The sequence below is a fragment of the Janthinobacterium sp. 78 genome (assembly GCF_003096775.1).
In the GTDB taxonomy this organism is placed as follows: Bacteria; Pseudomonadota; Gammaproteobacteria; order Burkholderiales; family Burkholderiaceae_D; genus Janthinobacterium; species Janthinobacterium tructae.
Genome location: NZ_QENT01000001.1, coordinates 5,228,343 through 5,243,191 on the forward strand (window position 1 = coordinate 5,228,343; position 14,849 = coordinate 5,243,191).

A 14,849-nucleotide genomic window follows, 5' to 3' on the forward strand; every position below is an offset into this window, starting at 1 on the left:
ATACAACAGCCAACAATTTACTGCGGTGCAGCATTGCAGCCTGCCATGCCCGGTCGTATGCTGGAGACAAGGCCATATGCACTACTCGCGCCATGTTGGCCAGTATCAGATATTTATTGCATATCGATAGACAGAACAATTCGTAAGCACGCCGTTCGCCCGCTGCTAAGCTGATTTCGTCACCGGACCGCCATGGTCCGCGCAACCACCAACCGAAGAGATATTGTCGATGAGTTCAAGCACCGCCCGCTCCCAGCTTCCCGCCCTCCCCGTGAAAACCGTTATCGCCGCCAGCCTGATCGCCTGCTTCAGCCTGCCAATGCATGTGCAAGCGCAGCAAGAGCTGCCGGCCGAAGGTGAATTGCAATCGGTGGTGGTCACCGGTACCTTCGCCAAGAACCGCCGCACCATCGATTCCGAATCGCCGATCGACATCCTCACCTCGCGCGACCTGCAAAGCACGGGTTCGGGCGAACTGGCTACCGTGCTGAGCCGCCTGCTGCCATCGCTGAACTTTGCCCGCGCCACGGGCGCCGACGCCAGCGACGCCGTGCGTCCGGCGCAGCTGCGCGGCCTGTCGCCCGACCAGACCCTGGTACTGGTGAACGGCAAGCGCCGTTATACGTCCGCCGTGGTCAACGTCAACGGTTCCCTGGGCCGCGGCTCGGCGCCCGTCGACCTGAACGCCATTCCCCTGGCCGCCATCGACCACGTGGAAGTACTGCGCGATGGCGCGGCGGCCCAGTACGGCTCCGACGCGATTGCCGGCGTGATCAACATCATCCTGAAAAAAGGCGCGGCCGGCGGCGATATCGAAGTGGGCTATGGCCAGACGCAGGAACGCGACGGCAAGCAAAAATCCATCAAGGGTTCGGCCGGCTTCGCCCTGGGCGACGACGGCTGGGTGCGCGTCTCGGCGGAAGTGGCCGAACGTGACCCGACCGACCGTGCCGGCGCCGATTTGCGCAATCCGCTGGAACCGCGCTACGGCAAGGTCAACCAGCGCTACGGCGACGCGGAAAGCAAACCGGCGACGATTTTTCTCAACAGCGAATACCACATCAATGACAATGTGGACTGGTATGCCTTCGGCAACTATGGCAAGCGCGATACGTCGGCCGCCGCCACCTGGCGCACGGCCCTGATACAGGACTCCAACACCAAGGTGTACTCGCAGCGCACGCCGCTCTTCCCGGAAGGCTTCCTGCCGCTGCAAAACAGTACCCTGACCGACCAATCCATCGTCACCGGCTTGCGCGGCGAGGCGGCCGGCTGGCGCTGGGATGCCAGCATCAATTACGGCAGCAACAAGTTCGAACTGGACCTGGAGAACACGGTCAACCAGTCGCTAGGCGCGAACAGCCCCACACACTTTTATGCCGGCTCGCTGAAAAATGAACAAACCGTATTGAACCTCGATGCGGCGCGCGAATTTCCCGTGTCTTACTTTACGGGGCCGCTGACGGTGGCCGTGGGCGCGGAAGCGCGCCATGAAAAATACACGATAGGCGCTGGGGAGCCCGCATCCTATTTCGGCAGCGGTTCGCAAAGCTTCTCCGGCTACCGTCCCGCCAACGCGGGCAGCCACTCGCGCCACAACGAATCGATCTATGTCAACCTGGAAGCGGAAGCGACGAAAAACCTGTCCGGTGGCGTGGCCCTGCGCCATGAGCGCTACAGCGATTTCGGCAGCACCACTTCGGCCAAGGGTTCGGCCCGCTATTCGTTCAGCGATGCGCTGTCTCTGCGCGGCACCGTGTCGAGCGGCTTCCGCGCGCCGTCGCTGGCGCAGCAGTACTACACCATCACCACCACAAGCTTCATCGTAAAAGATCTCGTCAACACCCCGCTGGAAACGGCCACCTACGCCGTCAACACGCCAGAAGCGCGCGCCCTGGGTGCGCAAAACCTGAAACCGGAAAAGGCCCGCAACTACAGCCTGGGCCTGCAATTCCAGCCTAGCCGCAACTTCACCGCGTCCATCGACGCCTACCGCATCGACATCGATAACCGCGTGCTGTTCTCGGGTAACTTGCAACTGAACGCCACGCTGCAACAACTCGTTTCAGCTCCCGGCGCCCCCGTCACAGCAGCGCGCTACTTCACCAACGCCGTCGACACGCGCACCGAAGGCGTGGACATCGTCAGCACCTACCGCATCGACCTGCAGGAGAAAAACCGCCTGGACTTGACCGTGGCTTACAACCACAACAAGAGTTCAGTGGAGCGCGTGGCGGACAACCCGGCCATCCTGACGGCCAACAACCTGAAACTGATCGACCGCCAGACCATAGCGCGCACCACGGTGGCGTCGCCGAAGGACAAGTTCAGCCTGGCCGCCGACTATGGCTTCGGCATCTGGAACGTGCACGGCCTGGTGACGCGCTACGGCAGCTTCACCGTGCCGCAGAACGATGCCAAGCTGGACCAGACGTATGATCCGCAATGGGTACTGGACGTGTCCGGTTCCGTGAGGCTGGGCAAGAACTGGCGCCTGGTGGCCGGCATCGACAACGTCACCAACCGCTACCCGGCGCAAGTGACGAGCAACGGCAACCTGAACGTCAACGGCATCCAGCCGTACAGCATCTTCGCGCCAAACGGCTTCAACGGCCGCTATTACTACGCCAAGGCGGGCTATAGCTGGTAATCGCTGGCAATAGCAACACAGCACGGGAGGCATCTGCCTCCCGTTTTTTATTCCGACCGAGCAAATACAGCCCTGGCGTACGGGTGGCCATCCTGGCCAGCAATAGGCTACCATGGACATTCGCCCACTCTGACGACGGAATACCATGCCCAGCTGGCATCTGACCGACGCTGCCGAACTGGCGGCGCGCCACCCTTACACCTTCTACAAATCGCCGCCCGAGGCCATCGCCCAGGTGCGCCCCGGCGAGGTGGTCAAGCTGATCTTCGCCTTCCACAGCGACGATCCGCAAGCACCGGGCGCCGAGCGCATGTGGGTGCTGGTTGATACGCTGGAAGCGAATGGCCACTTCACGGGCAAGCTCGACAACATGCCCGGCTACATCGCTGATCTGCACGCCAAGGACGCCATCGCCTTCGAAGCGCGCCACATCATCAATACCCAGCACGACGATGACGACAATCTCGTCAACCGCTATGCAGGCCTGTGCTTTGTGACAAAACGCGTACTGGAAGACGGCGCGCCCGTCGGCTATCTGTACCGCGAGGAGCCGGACAACGGCGAAGACAGCGGCTGGCGCTTCACGGCCAACGACGAAAGCGACGACTACATCAACGACAGCGCCAACGTGGCCCTCGTGTCGCTCGGTGCCGTGCTCAGCGTGGACGACCGTTTTATTGCGCTGCTCGATGCTCCAGCCGGGTCGGCCTATGCCTTCGACCACAACTCGCAACAATTCGTGGCGGTGGACGAATGACAACTGATGAATTGAAGGATTTTTGCGCGGCCCTGCCCGGCGCGCAAGCCGTGCTGTACGGTGCGCCGTCGAACATCCTCGTGTGTGAAGTGAGCGGCAAGAAATTTGCCTACTTTAAGACCAGCGCACCGGAGCAGTGGCGCTTCAGCCTGCGTGTCAGCGCGGAACGCTTTATTGAACTGACGGACATGCCCGGCGTGAAACCGGCCCGCTACATGGGCCGCTTTCACTGGGTCACCATCGTCGACGTGGCGCGTTTCCCCAGCGATTACCTGGCACAACTGGTGAAGGATAGCTACGCGCGCGCCGTGGCCAGCCTGACGCGCGCGCAAAGGGCGGCCATCGCCTAGAGCGCTTCCTCGCCCGCCATGGCGCGGTCGATGTCTGCGCGCGTCAGATCCGGCGCCAGTTGCAAGATGAACTCGTAGGCGTAGGCGCGCAGGTAGGCGCCGCGACGCACGGCCAGGCGCGTCGTGTTGCTGGCGAACAGATGCGACGCTTCCACGGCACGCAAGCCCTTGTCGCGGCCATGGTCGAAGGCCATCGAGGCCACGATGCCCACGCCCAGGCCCAGCGCCACGTATTGCTTGATGACGTCGGAATCCATGGCGGTGAGGATGATGTCGGTCGCCACGCCCGCCTTGGCGAACGCATCGTCGATATGGCCGCGTCCCGTGAAACCCTTGTCGTAGGTAATCAAGGGATATTTGGCTAGGTCTTCCAGGCGGATCGGCGAGTGTTCCAGCAGCGGGTGGCCATCCGGCACGACGATCAGATGGCTCCAGCGGTAGCACGGGAACGACACCAGGTCGGGGAACTGGCTCAGGCCTTCCGTGGCGATGCCGATATCGGTCTTGCCCGACAACACCCATTCCGCGATGTGTTCGGGCGCGCTTTGCTGCAGCGCGATGCGCACGTCGGGATAGGCGGCGCGAAAGCCCTGCACCACTTTCGGCAGCGCATAGCGCGCCTGCGTGTGCGTGGCCGCCACCGAGAGAGTGCCGCTGGTCTGGCCGCTGTATTCGAGGCTGGCCTGCTGCAGGTTTTCCGCCTCGATCAAGAGACGGTCGACGATTTTCAAAATGCCCTTGCCCGGCTCCGTCAAGCCCGTCAAGCGCTTGCCGTTGCGCTCGAAAATCACCACGCCCAGCTCGTCCTCGAGTTCGCGGATTTGCCGGCTCACGCCCGGTTGCGACGTGAACAGGGCGTTGGCCACTTCCGTCAGGTTATAGCCGCGGCGGGCCGCTTCGCGGATCGAGCGCAGTTGTTGAAAATTCATAGTGTTCCAGCCTCTTAGGTTCTTGTCGGTTCAACGAACACGTGTAATCGTTTCGGGCGCACAACCAGCGTCTCGCCCTCCTTCAGCTGCAGATGCGTAAAACGCTCGTTCGACATCACCGCTTCGATCAGTTCGCTGTTATCGATGCGCTGCAAGTCCAGCTGGGCCAGCGGGCCGATCGCATGCGCGCGGCTCAGTTTCACGACGATGCCTTCGGCACCCTGCGTGTAGCGGTCGATTTCCAGGTCGTGCGGACGCACATAGGCCGTGCCCTTGCTGTCGCTCACACCCGCATAGTCGGGCACGTCGAAGCTGGCGTCACCGGTCGCCATCACGCCGTCATGCACGCGGCCATGGAACAGGTTGACGTTGCCGAGGAAACCGTACACAAACGGCGACGCGGGATGGTTGTACACCTGCTCCGGCGAACCCAGTTGCTCGACGGTGCCCTTGTTCATCAGCACCACCTGGTCGGCCACTTCCAGCGCTTCTTCCTGGTCATGCGTGACAAAAATACTGGTGACGTGCAAGTCGTCATGCAGGCGACGCAGCCAGCGGCGCAATTCCTTGCGCACCTTGGCATCCAAAGCGCCGAACGGCTCGTCGAGCAGCAGCACGCGCGGTTCGACGGCCAGTGCGCGCGCCAGGGCGATACGCTGGCGTTGTCCGCCCGACAACTGCGGCGGATAGCGGTCGGCCAGCCAGTCCAGCTGCACCAGTTCCAGCAAATCTTTGACTTTGCGGCGGATCTGGTCTTCCGACGGGCGCTCGCTGCGCGACTTCACGCGCAGGCCAAAGGCCACGTTTTCAAACACGGTCATGTGCTTGAACAGCGCATAGTGTTGAAAGACGAAACCCACTTGCCGCTCGCGCACATGGCGGTTCGACGCATCTTCCGCGTCCAGCAGCACCTGGCCGCTGTCCGGATGTTCGAGGCCGGCGATGATGCGCAGCAAGGTGGTCTTGCCGCAGCCGGACGGGCCCAGCAGGGCCGTCAGTTCGCCGGCGGGAAAGTCCAGCGAGATATTGTCGAGGGCGACGAAATCACCGAAACGTTTATTGATGTTTTTAACTGCGATGGTCATATCAGTGCTCCGTAGAACGTAAGGCGGAATCGTCGGCGTCGCTCTCGTTCAAACGCCACTCAATAAAAGCTTTCAAGGCCAGGGTCACCAAGGCCAGCAAGGCCAGCAGGGAGGCGACGGCAAACGCGGCGGCAAAGTTGTACTCGTTGTACAAAATTTCCACCTGCAGCGGCATGGTGTTGGTTTCGCCGCGGATATGGCCGGAGACCACGGACACGGCACCGAACTCGCCCATGGCGCGGGCGTTACACAGGATCACGCCGTACAGCAGACCCCACTTGATGTTTGGCAAAGTCACGCGGCGGAACGTGTTCCAGCCCGACGCGCCCAGCACGAGGGCGGCCTCTTCCTCTTCGCTGCCCTGCGACTGCATCAGCGGTATCAGTTCGCGCGCGACGAAGGGGAAGGTAATGAAGATGGTGGCCAGCACGATGCCGGGCACGGCAAACAGGATCTTGATGTCGTGTTCCTGCAGCCACGGACCGAACCAGCCCTGGGCGCCGAACATCAGCACATAGATCAAGCCGGAAATCACCGGGGAAACGGAAAACGGCAAGTCGATCAGGGTCAGCAGGATGCTCTTGCCGCGGAACTCGAACTTGGCGATACACCACGATGCCGCCACGCCGAACACCAGGTTCAGCGGCACGGCGATGGCCGCCGTGATCAGGGTCAGCTTGATGGCGGAAATCGCATCCGGATCGATGATGGCGGCGATATACGCTTCCCAGCCCTTCTTGAACGCTTCGGCAAACACGGCCACCAGGGGCACGATCAGGAATGCCGTCAGGAACAGCAGGGCGATGCTGATCAATACCGTGCGCACCCACAACGGTTCCAGCACGACGGGGCCGACGTTCGGTTCGAAACGGCGCGCCTTTGGCAGCGGATCTTCCACAGTCGCCACGGCAGTGATATTCGTACTCATGATTTCTTCGCCTTTCCGCGCGTCCAGGCTTGCAGCAGGTTAATCGTTAACAACAGCAGGAAGGACACCACCAGCATCACCACGGCGATGGCCGTGGCGCCCGCGTAATCGTATTGCTCCAGCTTGGTAATAATGAACAGCGGCGTGATTTCCGACACCATCGGCATGTTGCCGGCGATAAAGATCACCGAACCGTACTCGCCCGTGGCGCGGGCAAAGGCCAGCGCAAAGCCCGTCAGCAAGGACGGCAAAATCGTGGGAAAGATGACGCGAATAAACGTTTGCCAGGAATTGGCGCCCAGGCTGGCGGCCGCTTCTTCGAGTTCCTTTTCCGCGTCTTCCAGCACCGGTTGCACGGTGCGCACGACGAAGGGCAAGCCGATGAAGGTCAGCGCCACCACCACGCCCAGCGGCGTGAACGCCACCTTGATGCCCAGCACGCCTTCGATGAACTGGCCGAACCAGCCGTTCGAGGAATACAGGGCCGTCAGGGTGATGCCGGCCACGGCCGTCGGCAAGGCGAACGGCAAGTCGACGAGGGCGTCGATGATGCGCTTGCCGGGGAACTTATAGCGCACCAGCACCCAGGCCAGGATGCCGCCAAACACCACGTTCAGCAGGGCGGCGATCAGCGAGGCGCCAAACGTCAGCCGGTACGACGCCATCACGCGGTCGGACGTGACGGCACTGAAGAAGGCGTCCCACGTCATGGTGAAGGTTTTCAGGAACACCGACGAGAGCGGAATGAGAACGATCAAGGCCAGGTAAAAGAGCGTGAAGCCCAGTGACAGCTTGAAACCCGGCATGACCCGAAACGGCGCGCCGCGCGCCTTGATCGGTGCTGCTGATGCTGCAGACATAGAAACCCCTTCTTATTACATTTTTGAGTTATAGGGTGCAATATTCACATGCAATCGTTATAAAAAGAACTAACCATTTCTCATTTGCTTAGATGGATTTTGCATACTTCGCTATCAAAGTGCTGGGCGAAAAAAAACGCACCGGACAGGTGCGTTTTTTAAGTGTCACTTGAGAAACCCCTGCGAAATGCCGGGGTCAGACCCTGAGGGTCCGACCCCAGAACTTGCTTTTGGGGTATATCAGCGACTGACCCCGGAATTACTTGTTTGGCTGCGGCGTCAAACGAAGGTATGGTTTCGCCGCCGTAAATCCCTTCGGATACTTCTGCTTGATCACATCCGGGTCTTGCACGGTCAAGGGAATGATGACGTCGTCGCCGTCCTTCCAGTTGCCGGGCGTGGCCACCGTGTAGCCGTCCGTCAGTTGCAGGGCGTCGATGACGCGCAGGATTTCATTGAAGTTGCGGCCCGTACTGAGCGGATACGTGAGGATCAGGCGTACCTTTTTGTTCGGGTCGACGATGAAGACGGAGCGCACGGTGGCCGTGACGGATTGCTCCGGGTGAATCATGTCGTACAGCACCGACACTTTCTTGTCGACGTCGGCGATGATGGGAAAGCCCACCACCGTGTTTTGCGTCTCTTCGATATCCTTGATCCAGCTCTTGTGCGACTCGGCCGCGTCCACGGACAGGGCGATGGCCTTTACGTTGCGCTTGTCGAATTCCGGCTTGAGCTTGGCCGTCAGGCCCAGTTCCGTCGTGCACACGGGGGTAAAGTCGGCCGGGTGGGAAAACAGCACCACCCAGGAATTGCCAGCCCACTCGTGGAACTTGAGCGGGCCGATCGAGCTGTCTTGTTCAAAATCAGGGGCGACATCGCCCAGGCGTAAAGTCATCGTGCTCTCCTTGAAAAGTTGTGTGGCGGGATGTTCGTCGTATCAGGCTGCCTGACGGTGGCGCTTGTCGCTTTGCGCCAGATCAAACAGCGTTTGCAGTTGCGCCTGGCCGTAGACCCAATCGCCAAGGCGCGACTCGGCGTTGATATGGCCCAGTGCACCGCCATCAATATACTTGCAATTCCAGCGCCGTGCCCACTGCGCCGCGTGCTCGGCCGTCATCCACGGGTCCGTCTGGCTGGCGATCAATATGCCGGGGCAAGGCAAGCGCTTTTGCGGCAGGGCTTTCGCCACGCCAAACTTGTCCGGATCGGCAGGCCCCACCAGCAGCACGCCGGCCACGGCCTGCGGGTCGCGCGCCAGGCTGTGCGCCGTCGCCAGGCAGCCGAAGCTGTGGGCGACGATCAGGGTGGGGCGCGCATCTTGCCGCCGCACCTGGTCCAGGCGCGCCGACCAGGTGGCCAGGTCGGGTTCGTTCCAGTCATCCTGCTCGACCCGCTCGAATTGCGGATACAGGCGCTGCCAGCGGCTCTGCCAGTGCTCGGGACCGCTGTTATGCAAGCCCGGCACGATCAGTACCCGGTAATCGGAAAAGCTGCGCAGCGCCATGATGTGTCCTTGCGTGATCGATTCCGGCAAGCGTTGCCGCCTGCCGGTGAAGATTACTTCGGCTGATAAATCTGGTCGAAGATGCCGCCGTCGGCAAAGTGCGCCTTCTGGGCCGACGTCCAGCCACCGGCCACTTGCTCGATGGTGAACAGCTTGACCTTGGCAAACTGCGACGCGTATTTCTTCGCCGCCTTGTCCGTTGCCGGACGGTAGTAATTCTTGGCGATGATGTCTTGCGCTTCGTCCGTGTACAGGTAGTTCAGGTAAGCCTCGGCCACCTTGCGCGTGCCGTGCTTGTCGGCAACTTTATCGACGACGGCGACGGGCGGCTCGGCCAGGATGCTGACGGACGGGGTGATGATGTCGAACTTGGTTGGGCCCAGTTCCTTGACGGCCAGGTAAGCCTCGTTTTCCCAGGCGATCAGCACGTCGCCGATACCGCGTTCAACGAAGGTGGTGGTGGCGCCGCGTGCGCCGGAATCGAGCACGGGCACGTTTTTATACAGTTTGCCGAGGAAATCCTTGGCCTTGGCTTCATTGCCGCCCGGCTGGCGCAGCGCGTAGCCCCACGCTGCCAAATGATTCCAGCGGGCGCCGCCCGAGGTTTTCGGATTCGGCGTGATGACGGACACGCCCGGCTTGATCAGGTCGTTCCAATCCTTGATGCCTTTCGGGTTGCCCTTGCGCACCAGGAACACGATGGTCGAGGTGTACGGCGCGCTGTTGTGCGCCAGGCGCTTTTGCCAGTCGGCGGCCAGCAGCTTGTGCTCGGCCAGCGCATCGATGTCATAGGCCAGGGCCAACGTGACCACGTCCGCTTCCAGGCCGTCGATGACGGCGCGCGCCTGCTTGCCGGAACCGCCATGCGATTGCTTGATCTTGACGTTGTCGCCCGTCTTGCCTTTCCATTCCTTGGCAAATGCCGTGTTCACATCCTGGTACAGCTCGCGCGTCGGGTCGTACGACACGTTGAGCAGGGTGATATCGGCGGCCTGCGCCGTTTGCAGAAGGGCAAACGTGCTGAGGGCGGCGGCAATGATGATTTTTTTCGACAGCATCTAAGATCCCCGTGTGGTTGAACTTTCAGAGCCACCAGATTACGGCGCAACGGCCGCAAAGAGAACGAAGCGTTTCGCCGTTTGATATGCGTTTTTCACATATGGGCGGCGCGCAACGGGGATAAAGCAGTTAATAAAAACGATTAAATAATACGACGGCCCAGGTGGCGAAGGCCAGGATGCACGTCAGCAACACGGCGGCGCTGCCGAAGTCCTTGGCGTTTTTCGACAGCGGATGAAGCTCAAGCGAGATGCGGTCGACCACGGCTTCCAGCGCGGAATTGATCAATTCGACGATCAAGACCAGCAGCAGCACGCCGATCAGCACCAGTTTTTCAAAGGCGGAGATGCGCAGCAGCAAGGCGATCAGCGTGCCGACGACGAACAAACCCAGTTCCTGGCGGAACGCATGTTCATGGCGCCAGGCCGCCTTCAGGCCGTCGAGCGAGTAGAAAAAGGCGGAGAAAATCCGTTTCAAGCCGCTCTTGCTCTTGAATTCATTGACAGGTTGCATAGTTTTCCATGGTTCAAAGTACGTCCAGCCGTCAATTATGACGGCCAACATGAGAATTGTGACAATTTATTCGCTGAATATCTCGGAACATTTCACTATTTTTTCACATCATGGTATAAAGAAGAATGAATACTGCATTGCACCAAATCCATCATGAAAATTGAACCGGTCGCTGCCCCGAAGACGACGATCCAGGTGATCGAACGCATGGTCGCCCTGCTTGATGCCCTGGCCAAATATTCCGACCCGGTCAGCCTGAAGGAATTGTCGAAAGTTTCCGGCCTGCACCCGTCGACGGCGCACCGCATCCTCAACGACATGGTGCTGACGCGCTTTGTCGACCGCATCGAACCGGGCACGTATCGCCTGGGCATGCGCCTGCTGGAACTGGGCAATGTCGTGAAAAGCCGCCTCAGCGTGCGCGAAGCGGCGCTGGACTTCATGCGCCAGCTGCACAAGAAAACCCAGCAAACGATCAACCTGTCCGTGCGCCAGGGCGACGAGATCGTCTACATCGACCGCGCCTTTTCCGAGCGCTCGGGCATGCAGGTGGTGCGCGCCATCGGTGGCCGCGGCCCGCTGCACCTGACCTCGACCGGCAAGCTGTTCCTGTCAGTCGACGAGCCGAAAGCCATCCGCGCGTACGCCACGCGCACGGGCTTGGCCGGGCACAACAAGAATTCCATCACGGATCTGCTGAAACTGGAACGCGAACTGAGCCTGGTGCGCGAGCGCGGCTATGCGCGCGACAATGAAGAACTGGAACTGGGCGTGCGCTGCATGGCCGCCGGCATCCGCGACGACTCGGGCAAGCTGATCGCCGGCCTGTCGATCTCGGCGCCCGCCGACCGCTTGCAGGATGAGTGGCTGGTCGACCTGGTCGAAACGGCGAACCAGATTTCAGTGACTTTGGGGTTTATACCCCAAGACTAAAGAAACAGGGCAGCAACGCTGCCCTGTTTCTTTTATCCACCAGGCAAGCTCATGTTGGCGGGTTTGAGTGCTTCGAGCCACTTGCGCATGCGTCCCGCATCGGCCGTACGCGACTGTTTTCCCTTGGAATCGAGGAAGACCATGATCACGGCCCGTCCTTCGATGACGGCCTGCATCATCAGACAACGTCCCGCCTCATTGATGAAGCCCGTCTTTTGCAAGCCGATTTCCCAGCCCGGGTTGGCCACCAGGTGATTCGTATTGCCAAATTGCATGGGCTGTCCGCTGGCTTCGACGATGGCTTTCGGGTCCGTCGAGTATTGGCGCAGCAATGGATGGCGGAAGGCGGCCATGGCCAGCTTGCCCAGGTCGCGCGCGCTGGCCACGTTCATCTTCGACAAGCCGCTGGAATCGACGTAATGCGTGTCGAGCATGCCCAGTTGGCGCGCCTTGCTGTTCATGGCGTCGACAAAGGCCGGCAAGCCGCCCGGATAATTGCGGCCCAGCGCCGAGGCGGCGCGGTTTTCCGAGCTCATCAGGGCGATATGCAGCATATTCGCGCGCGTCAATTGCGAGCCCACTTTCAGGCGTGAGCTGCTGAACTTGGCGCGGTCGACGTCCTCGTCCATGATCGTCAGCACTTCATCCATGTCCTGGCGCGCTTCGACCACCACCAGGCCCGTCATCATCTTGGTGATGGAGGCGATGGGCAGGGCGACATTCGAATTCTTTTCAAACAGCACTTCCGAGTTGGCCTGATCCAGCACCAGCGCCACGCTCGATTTGAGGTCGAGCGGATCGCGCGTGAGGTTCAGGCCGGCCAGGTCGCCCATGGTGGGCATCGGTGCGGCCATGGGTACGGCCACGCTGCTGACTTTTTGATAGATGACTTTGCGTTTGCCGCGCACCATGACGACCCGGCGCACGGTCTTGTCGCGCGGCGCGGCCGTCGCGCCCTTGCGCAGCACGACTTTGACTTTCTTGGTGTTATGTTTCTTGGAGGCTGAGGATTTGCTGTTCGCTTCCTTGGCGTGCACGGCCGCAGCCGGCGCCAATGCAAACAGCAGGGAAGCCAGGACACCCAGCGCAAGTTTAAACTTAGCCATTCGATAATTCCCCGTGAAGCTGTTGCCTTATTGCAGTGTAGCGAAATGCAGAGTAATCGCAAGCCTATTTAACAGTTGGGACAGTATTTATTGCAGCAACGAAATACAAATCGTTGGCGATCAGCAAACAAACTCATCCTTAATCAACTGATTGTGTGCGCAAATCGCTGGCGTGTCTATTGATCCATGAATTTAACAAAGCCGGCCAGCGGCTCGCGTTCCGTGTTCAGGCGGTTCTCGATCTTGTCCGGGTCGGCATAGCCGAGGGCCATGCCGCACACCACCATTTCGCTGGCCGGCACGCCCAGTTCCTCGCGGATGATGTCATGGTAGTGGATGAAGGCCGCTTGTGGGCAGGTATCGAGTCCCCGCGCGCGCGCCGCCAGCATGATGTTTTGCAAGAACATGCCGTAGTCGAGCCAGGAACCCTGTTCCAGCACCCGTTCAATGGTAAAGATCAGGCCCACGGGCGCATCGAAAAACTGGAAATTGCGTCCATGCTGGGCCGCCATGCCGGCCGTGTCGCCGCGCTCCAGGCCCAGCAGCTGATACAGGTCCAGGCCGATCTTGCGGCGGCGTTCGATGAACGGCGCCGTCCACTGGCGCGGGTAATAGGTATACGACGCCGTGCGCGCGGGGGCGTCCGGCGCCTTCGGTGCGGCATAGGCGTCGAGGATGCGGCGCGACAGGCGCAGGCGCGCTTCGCCCGACAGCACGTACACTTTCCACGGTTGCATGTTGGCGCCAGAGGGGGCGCGCGCCGCCACTTCCAGGATGCGCGCAATATCGTCCTGCGCCACCGGCGTGGGCAAAAAGGCGCGGATCGAACGGCGCGACACAATGACGGCGTCCACGGCTTGCTGCGCCGGCGTTGTTTCAGATGCTTGCTTGCTCACTGCCCTACTCTCCCGCTCACTCTATTTCTTGACAACAAACACCACGCCAACCACGGCCACCAGCATGCCGGCGATACCCAGCATATTAAAGGCTTCGCCAAACATCAGCCAGGCCATCACGGCCGTCGTGGGCGGCGTCAGGTACAGCAAGCCCGTCACTTTCGTCGCATCGCTGCGGCGGATCAGGGCGAACAGCAGGAAAATGGCGCCGATGGACAGCACGAGTACCGACCACAGCAAGGCGCCTATGAAATTCGCCGTCCATTGCACGTTGCTGAAATGCAGGTCCAGCCCCTCGTAATACAGGGCGAATGGCAACACGACCACGATGGAGGCGGCAAACTGCACCACCGTGCCGGTGCGCAAGTCGAACTGCGGACAGTGGCGTTTTTGGTACATGGTGCCGGCCGTCATCGACAGCAAGGCAAACACGCACAGCAGCACGCTTTCCACGGTCAGGCCCACGAGATTGATCTTCGCATACACGACCAGGGCCACGCCCAGCAAGCCAAAGAGCAAGCCCAGCCACTGACGCGGGCGCACGGATTCGCCGATCAGCGGCGCAGCGCAGGCCGTCAGCACGGGCTGCATGCCGACGATCAGGGCGGACAGGCCGGCCGGCATGCCCAGCTTGATGGCGCACCAGACGCCGGCCAGGTAGCCAGCCTGCATCAGGATGCCGGCCACGGCGATCTGGCGAAACTGTCCCACGGGCCACGGTGCGCGCAGGACCAGCACCAGCGGCAGCAGGATCACCAGCACGCCCAGGAAGCGCAGCAGCAAGAAGGTCAGCGGCGGCGCGTACGGCAGGCCGAACTTGGCGACGATAAAACCTGTGCTCCATAACAACACAAAGAAGCCGGGCAAGGCCATCGGCGCCAGGGTCGTCAAGAAAGGAGCTTTGGGGGCTTTGCCGCTGGCGCCAGCCGCGGCGGGAAGATTGGACATGATATCAACTCGGGAAACGGGGTCGGCACCGGGGCGCTGCACCAGTGCGGGAGGCAAAGTCTAGCATGCTGCGCCGCACTCGTCCTGAAAGGCGGGGAAATAACAGTTTAGGGTTAAACCATTGACACCAAGAAATCAAATATTTCTCTTTAGAAACAATGGTTTTTGATGCAAATCTATTCAATTGTTGCATTGCACAAGAATCGCTTGACTTCATTTTTTTTCGCCGTAGAATAGGGTTTGTTGCGTTGCACAATTCTTGTTCAGCTTGAAAATTTAGATTCACCTGCTTTCCCAAACGGTACACGCAGCATCAAATTAACCAGAT

At 60.6% G+C, this 14,849-nt stretch carries 15 protein-coding genes; 4 read left to right on the plus strand and 11 right to left on the minus strand.

Annotated elements, in window-relative coordinates:
* The first annotated feature begins 229 nt into the window (after positions 1–229).
* The 3 genes from C8C92_RS23040 to C8C92_RS23050 all read left to right on the plus strand — a co-directional run bounded on the left by C8C92_RS23040 (position 230) and on the right by C8C92_RS23050 (position 3,757).
* Entirely contained in the window at positions 230–2,650 is a 2,421-nt protein-coding gene (locus C8C92_RS23040; protein ID WP_116745338.1) for a TonB-dependent receptor, read from the plus strand.
* Positions 2,651–2,795: 145 nt separating this feature from the next.
* Positions 2,796–3,407 carry a DUF2185 domain-containing protein gene (locus tag C8C92_RS23045; RefSeq protein WP_099762434.1) on the plus strand — a complete coding sequence of 204 codons (612 nt, stop codon included), beginning with the start codon at positions 2,796–2,798 and terminating at the stop codon, positions 3,405–3,407.
* Positions 3,404–3,757: an MmcQ/YjbR family DNA-binding protein gene (locus C8C92_RS23050; protein WP_116745339.1), complete on the plus strand. Its 354-nt coding sequence runs from the start codon at positions 3,404–3,406 to the stop codon at positions 3,755–3,757. Before C8C92_RS23045 ends, C8C92_RS23050 begins: the two co-directional genes overlap by 4 nt.
* On the opposite strand, the gene C8C92_RS23055 is transcribed toward C8C92_RS23050, so the two are convergent.
* From C8C92_RS23055 to C8C92_RS23090, 8 genes are all read right to left on the minus strand, one after another.
* Positions 3,754–4,686, minus strand: a complete 933-nt coding sequence (locus tag C8C92_RS23055; protein ID WP_099762432.1) for a CysB family HTH-type transcriptional regulator — start codon at positions 4,684–4,686, stop codon at positions 3,754–3,756. The genes C8C92_RS23050 and C8C92_RS23055 overlap by 4 nt on opposite strands.
* A gap of 14 nt (positions 4,687–4,700) precedes the next feature.
* Complete coding sequence (locus C8C92_RS23060) at positions 4,701–5,771, minus strand: sulfate ABC transporter ATP-binding protein (protein ID WP_099762431.1); 1,071 nt, start codon at positions 5,769–5,771, stop codon at positions 4,701–4,703.
* 1 nt (position 5,772) lies between these two features.
* Entirely contained in the window at positions 5,773–6,699 is a 927-nt protein-coding gene (gene cysW / locus C8C92_RS23065) for a sulfate ABC transporter permease subunit CysW (RefSeq protein ID WP_243420331.1), read from the minus strand.
* A complete protein-coding gene (cysT, locus tag C8C92_RS23070) occupies positions 6,696–7,559 on the minus strand; it encodes a sulfate ABC transporter permease subunit CysT (RefSeq protein WP_116745340.1) in 864 nt (287 codons plus the stop codon). Before cysT ends, cysW begins: the two co-directional genes overlap by 4 nt.
* A gap of 259 nt (positions 7,560–7,818) precedes the next feature.
* Positions 7,819–8,457 carry a peroxiredoxin gene (locus C8C92_RS23075; RefSeq protein ID WP_034785187.1) on the minus strand — a complete coding sequence of 213 codons (639 nt, stop codon included), beginning with the start codon at positions 8,455–8,457 and terminating at the stop codon, positions 7,819–7,821.
* Positions 8,458–8,499: 42 nt separating this feature from the next.
* Positions 8,500–9,066: an alpha/beta hydrolase gene (locus C8C92_RS23080; protein WP_099764437.1), complete on the minus strand. Its 567-nt coding sequence runs from the start codon at positions 9,064–9,066 to the stop codon at positions 8,500–8,502.
* Between the two features lie 53 nt (positions 9,067–9,119).
* The gene (locus tag C8C92_RS23085) at positions 9,120–10,124 is read right to left on the minus strand and encodes a sulfate ABC transporter substrate-binding protein (RefSeq protein WP_116745341.1); all 1,005 of its coding nucleotides are present in this window, start codon (positions 10,122–10,124) and stop codon (positions 9,120–9,122) included.
* Positions 10,125–10,254: 130 nt separating this feature from the next.
* Positions 10,255–10,638, minus strand: a complete 384-nt coding sequence (locus tag C8C92_RS23090) for a diacylglycerol kinase (RefSeq protein ID WP_099762427.1) — start codon at positions 10,636–10,638, stop codon at positions 10,255–10,257.
* Between the two features lie 153 nt (positions 10,639–10,791).
* Here C8C92_RS23090 and C8C92_RS23095 point away from each other — a divergent pair, with 153 nt between their 5' ends.
* On the plus strand, positions 10,792–11,571 hold the full coding sequence (locus C8C92_RS23095; RefSeq protein ID WP_092795825.1) for an IclR family transcriptional regulator: 780 nt from the start codon (positions 10,792–10,794) through the stop codon (positions 11,569–11,571).
* 32 nt (positions 11,572–11,603) lie between these two features.
* Here C8C92_RS23095 and pbpG read toward each other — a convergent pair whose 3' ends face one another.
* The 3 genes from pbpG to C8C92_RS23110 all read right to left on the minus strand — a co-directional run bounded on the left by pbpG (position 11,604) and on the right by C8C92_RS23110 (position 14,521).
* A complete protein-coding gene (gene pbpG / locus C8C92_RS23100) occupies positions 11,604–12,677 on the minus strand; it encodes a D-alanyl-D-alanine endopeptidase (protein WP_099762426.1) in 1,074 nt (357 codons plus the stop codon).
* A 176-nt stretch (positions 12,678–12,853) separates the two neighbouring features.
* Positions 12,854–13,573 (minus strand): nitroreductase, encoded by a 720-nt coding sequence (locus tag C8C92_RS23105; protein WP_099762425.1) that lies wholly within the window; start codon positions 13,571–13,573, stop codon positions 12,854–12,856.
* A gap of 21 nt (positions 13,574–13,594) precedes the next feature.
* Positions 13,595–14,521, minus strand: a complete 927-nt coding sequence (locus tag C8C92_RS23110) for a DMT family transporter (protein WP_099762424.1) — start codon at positions 14,519–14,521, stop codon at positions 13,595–13,597.
* Positions 14,522–14,849: the final 328 nt, after the last annotated feature.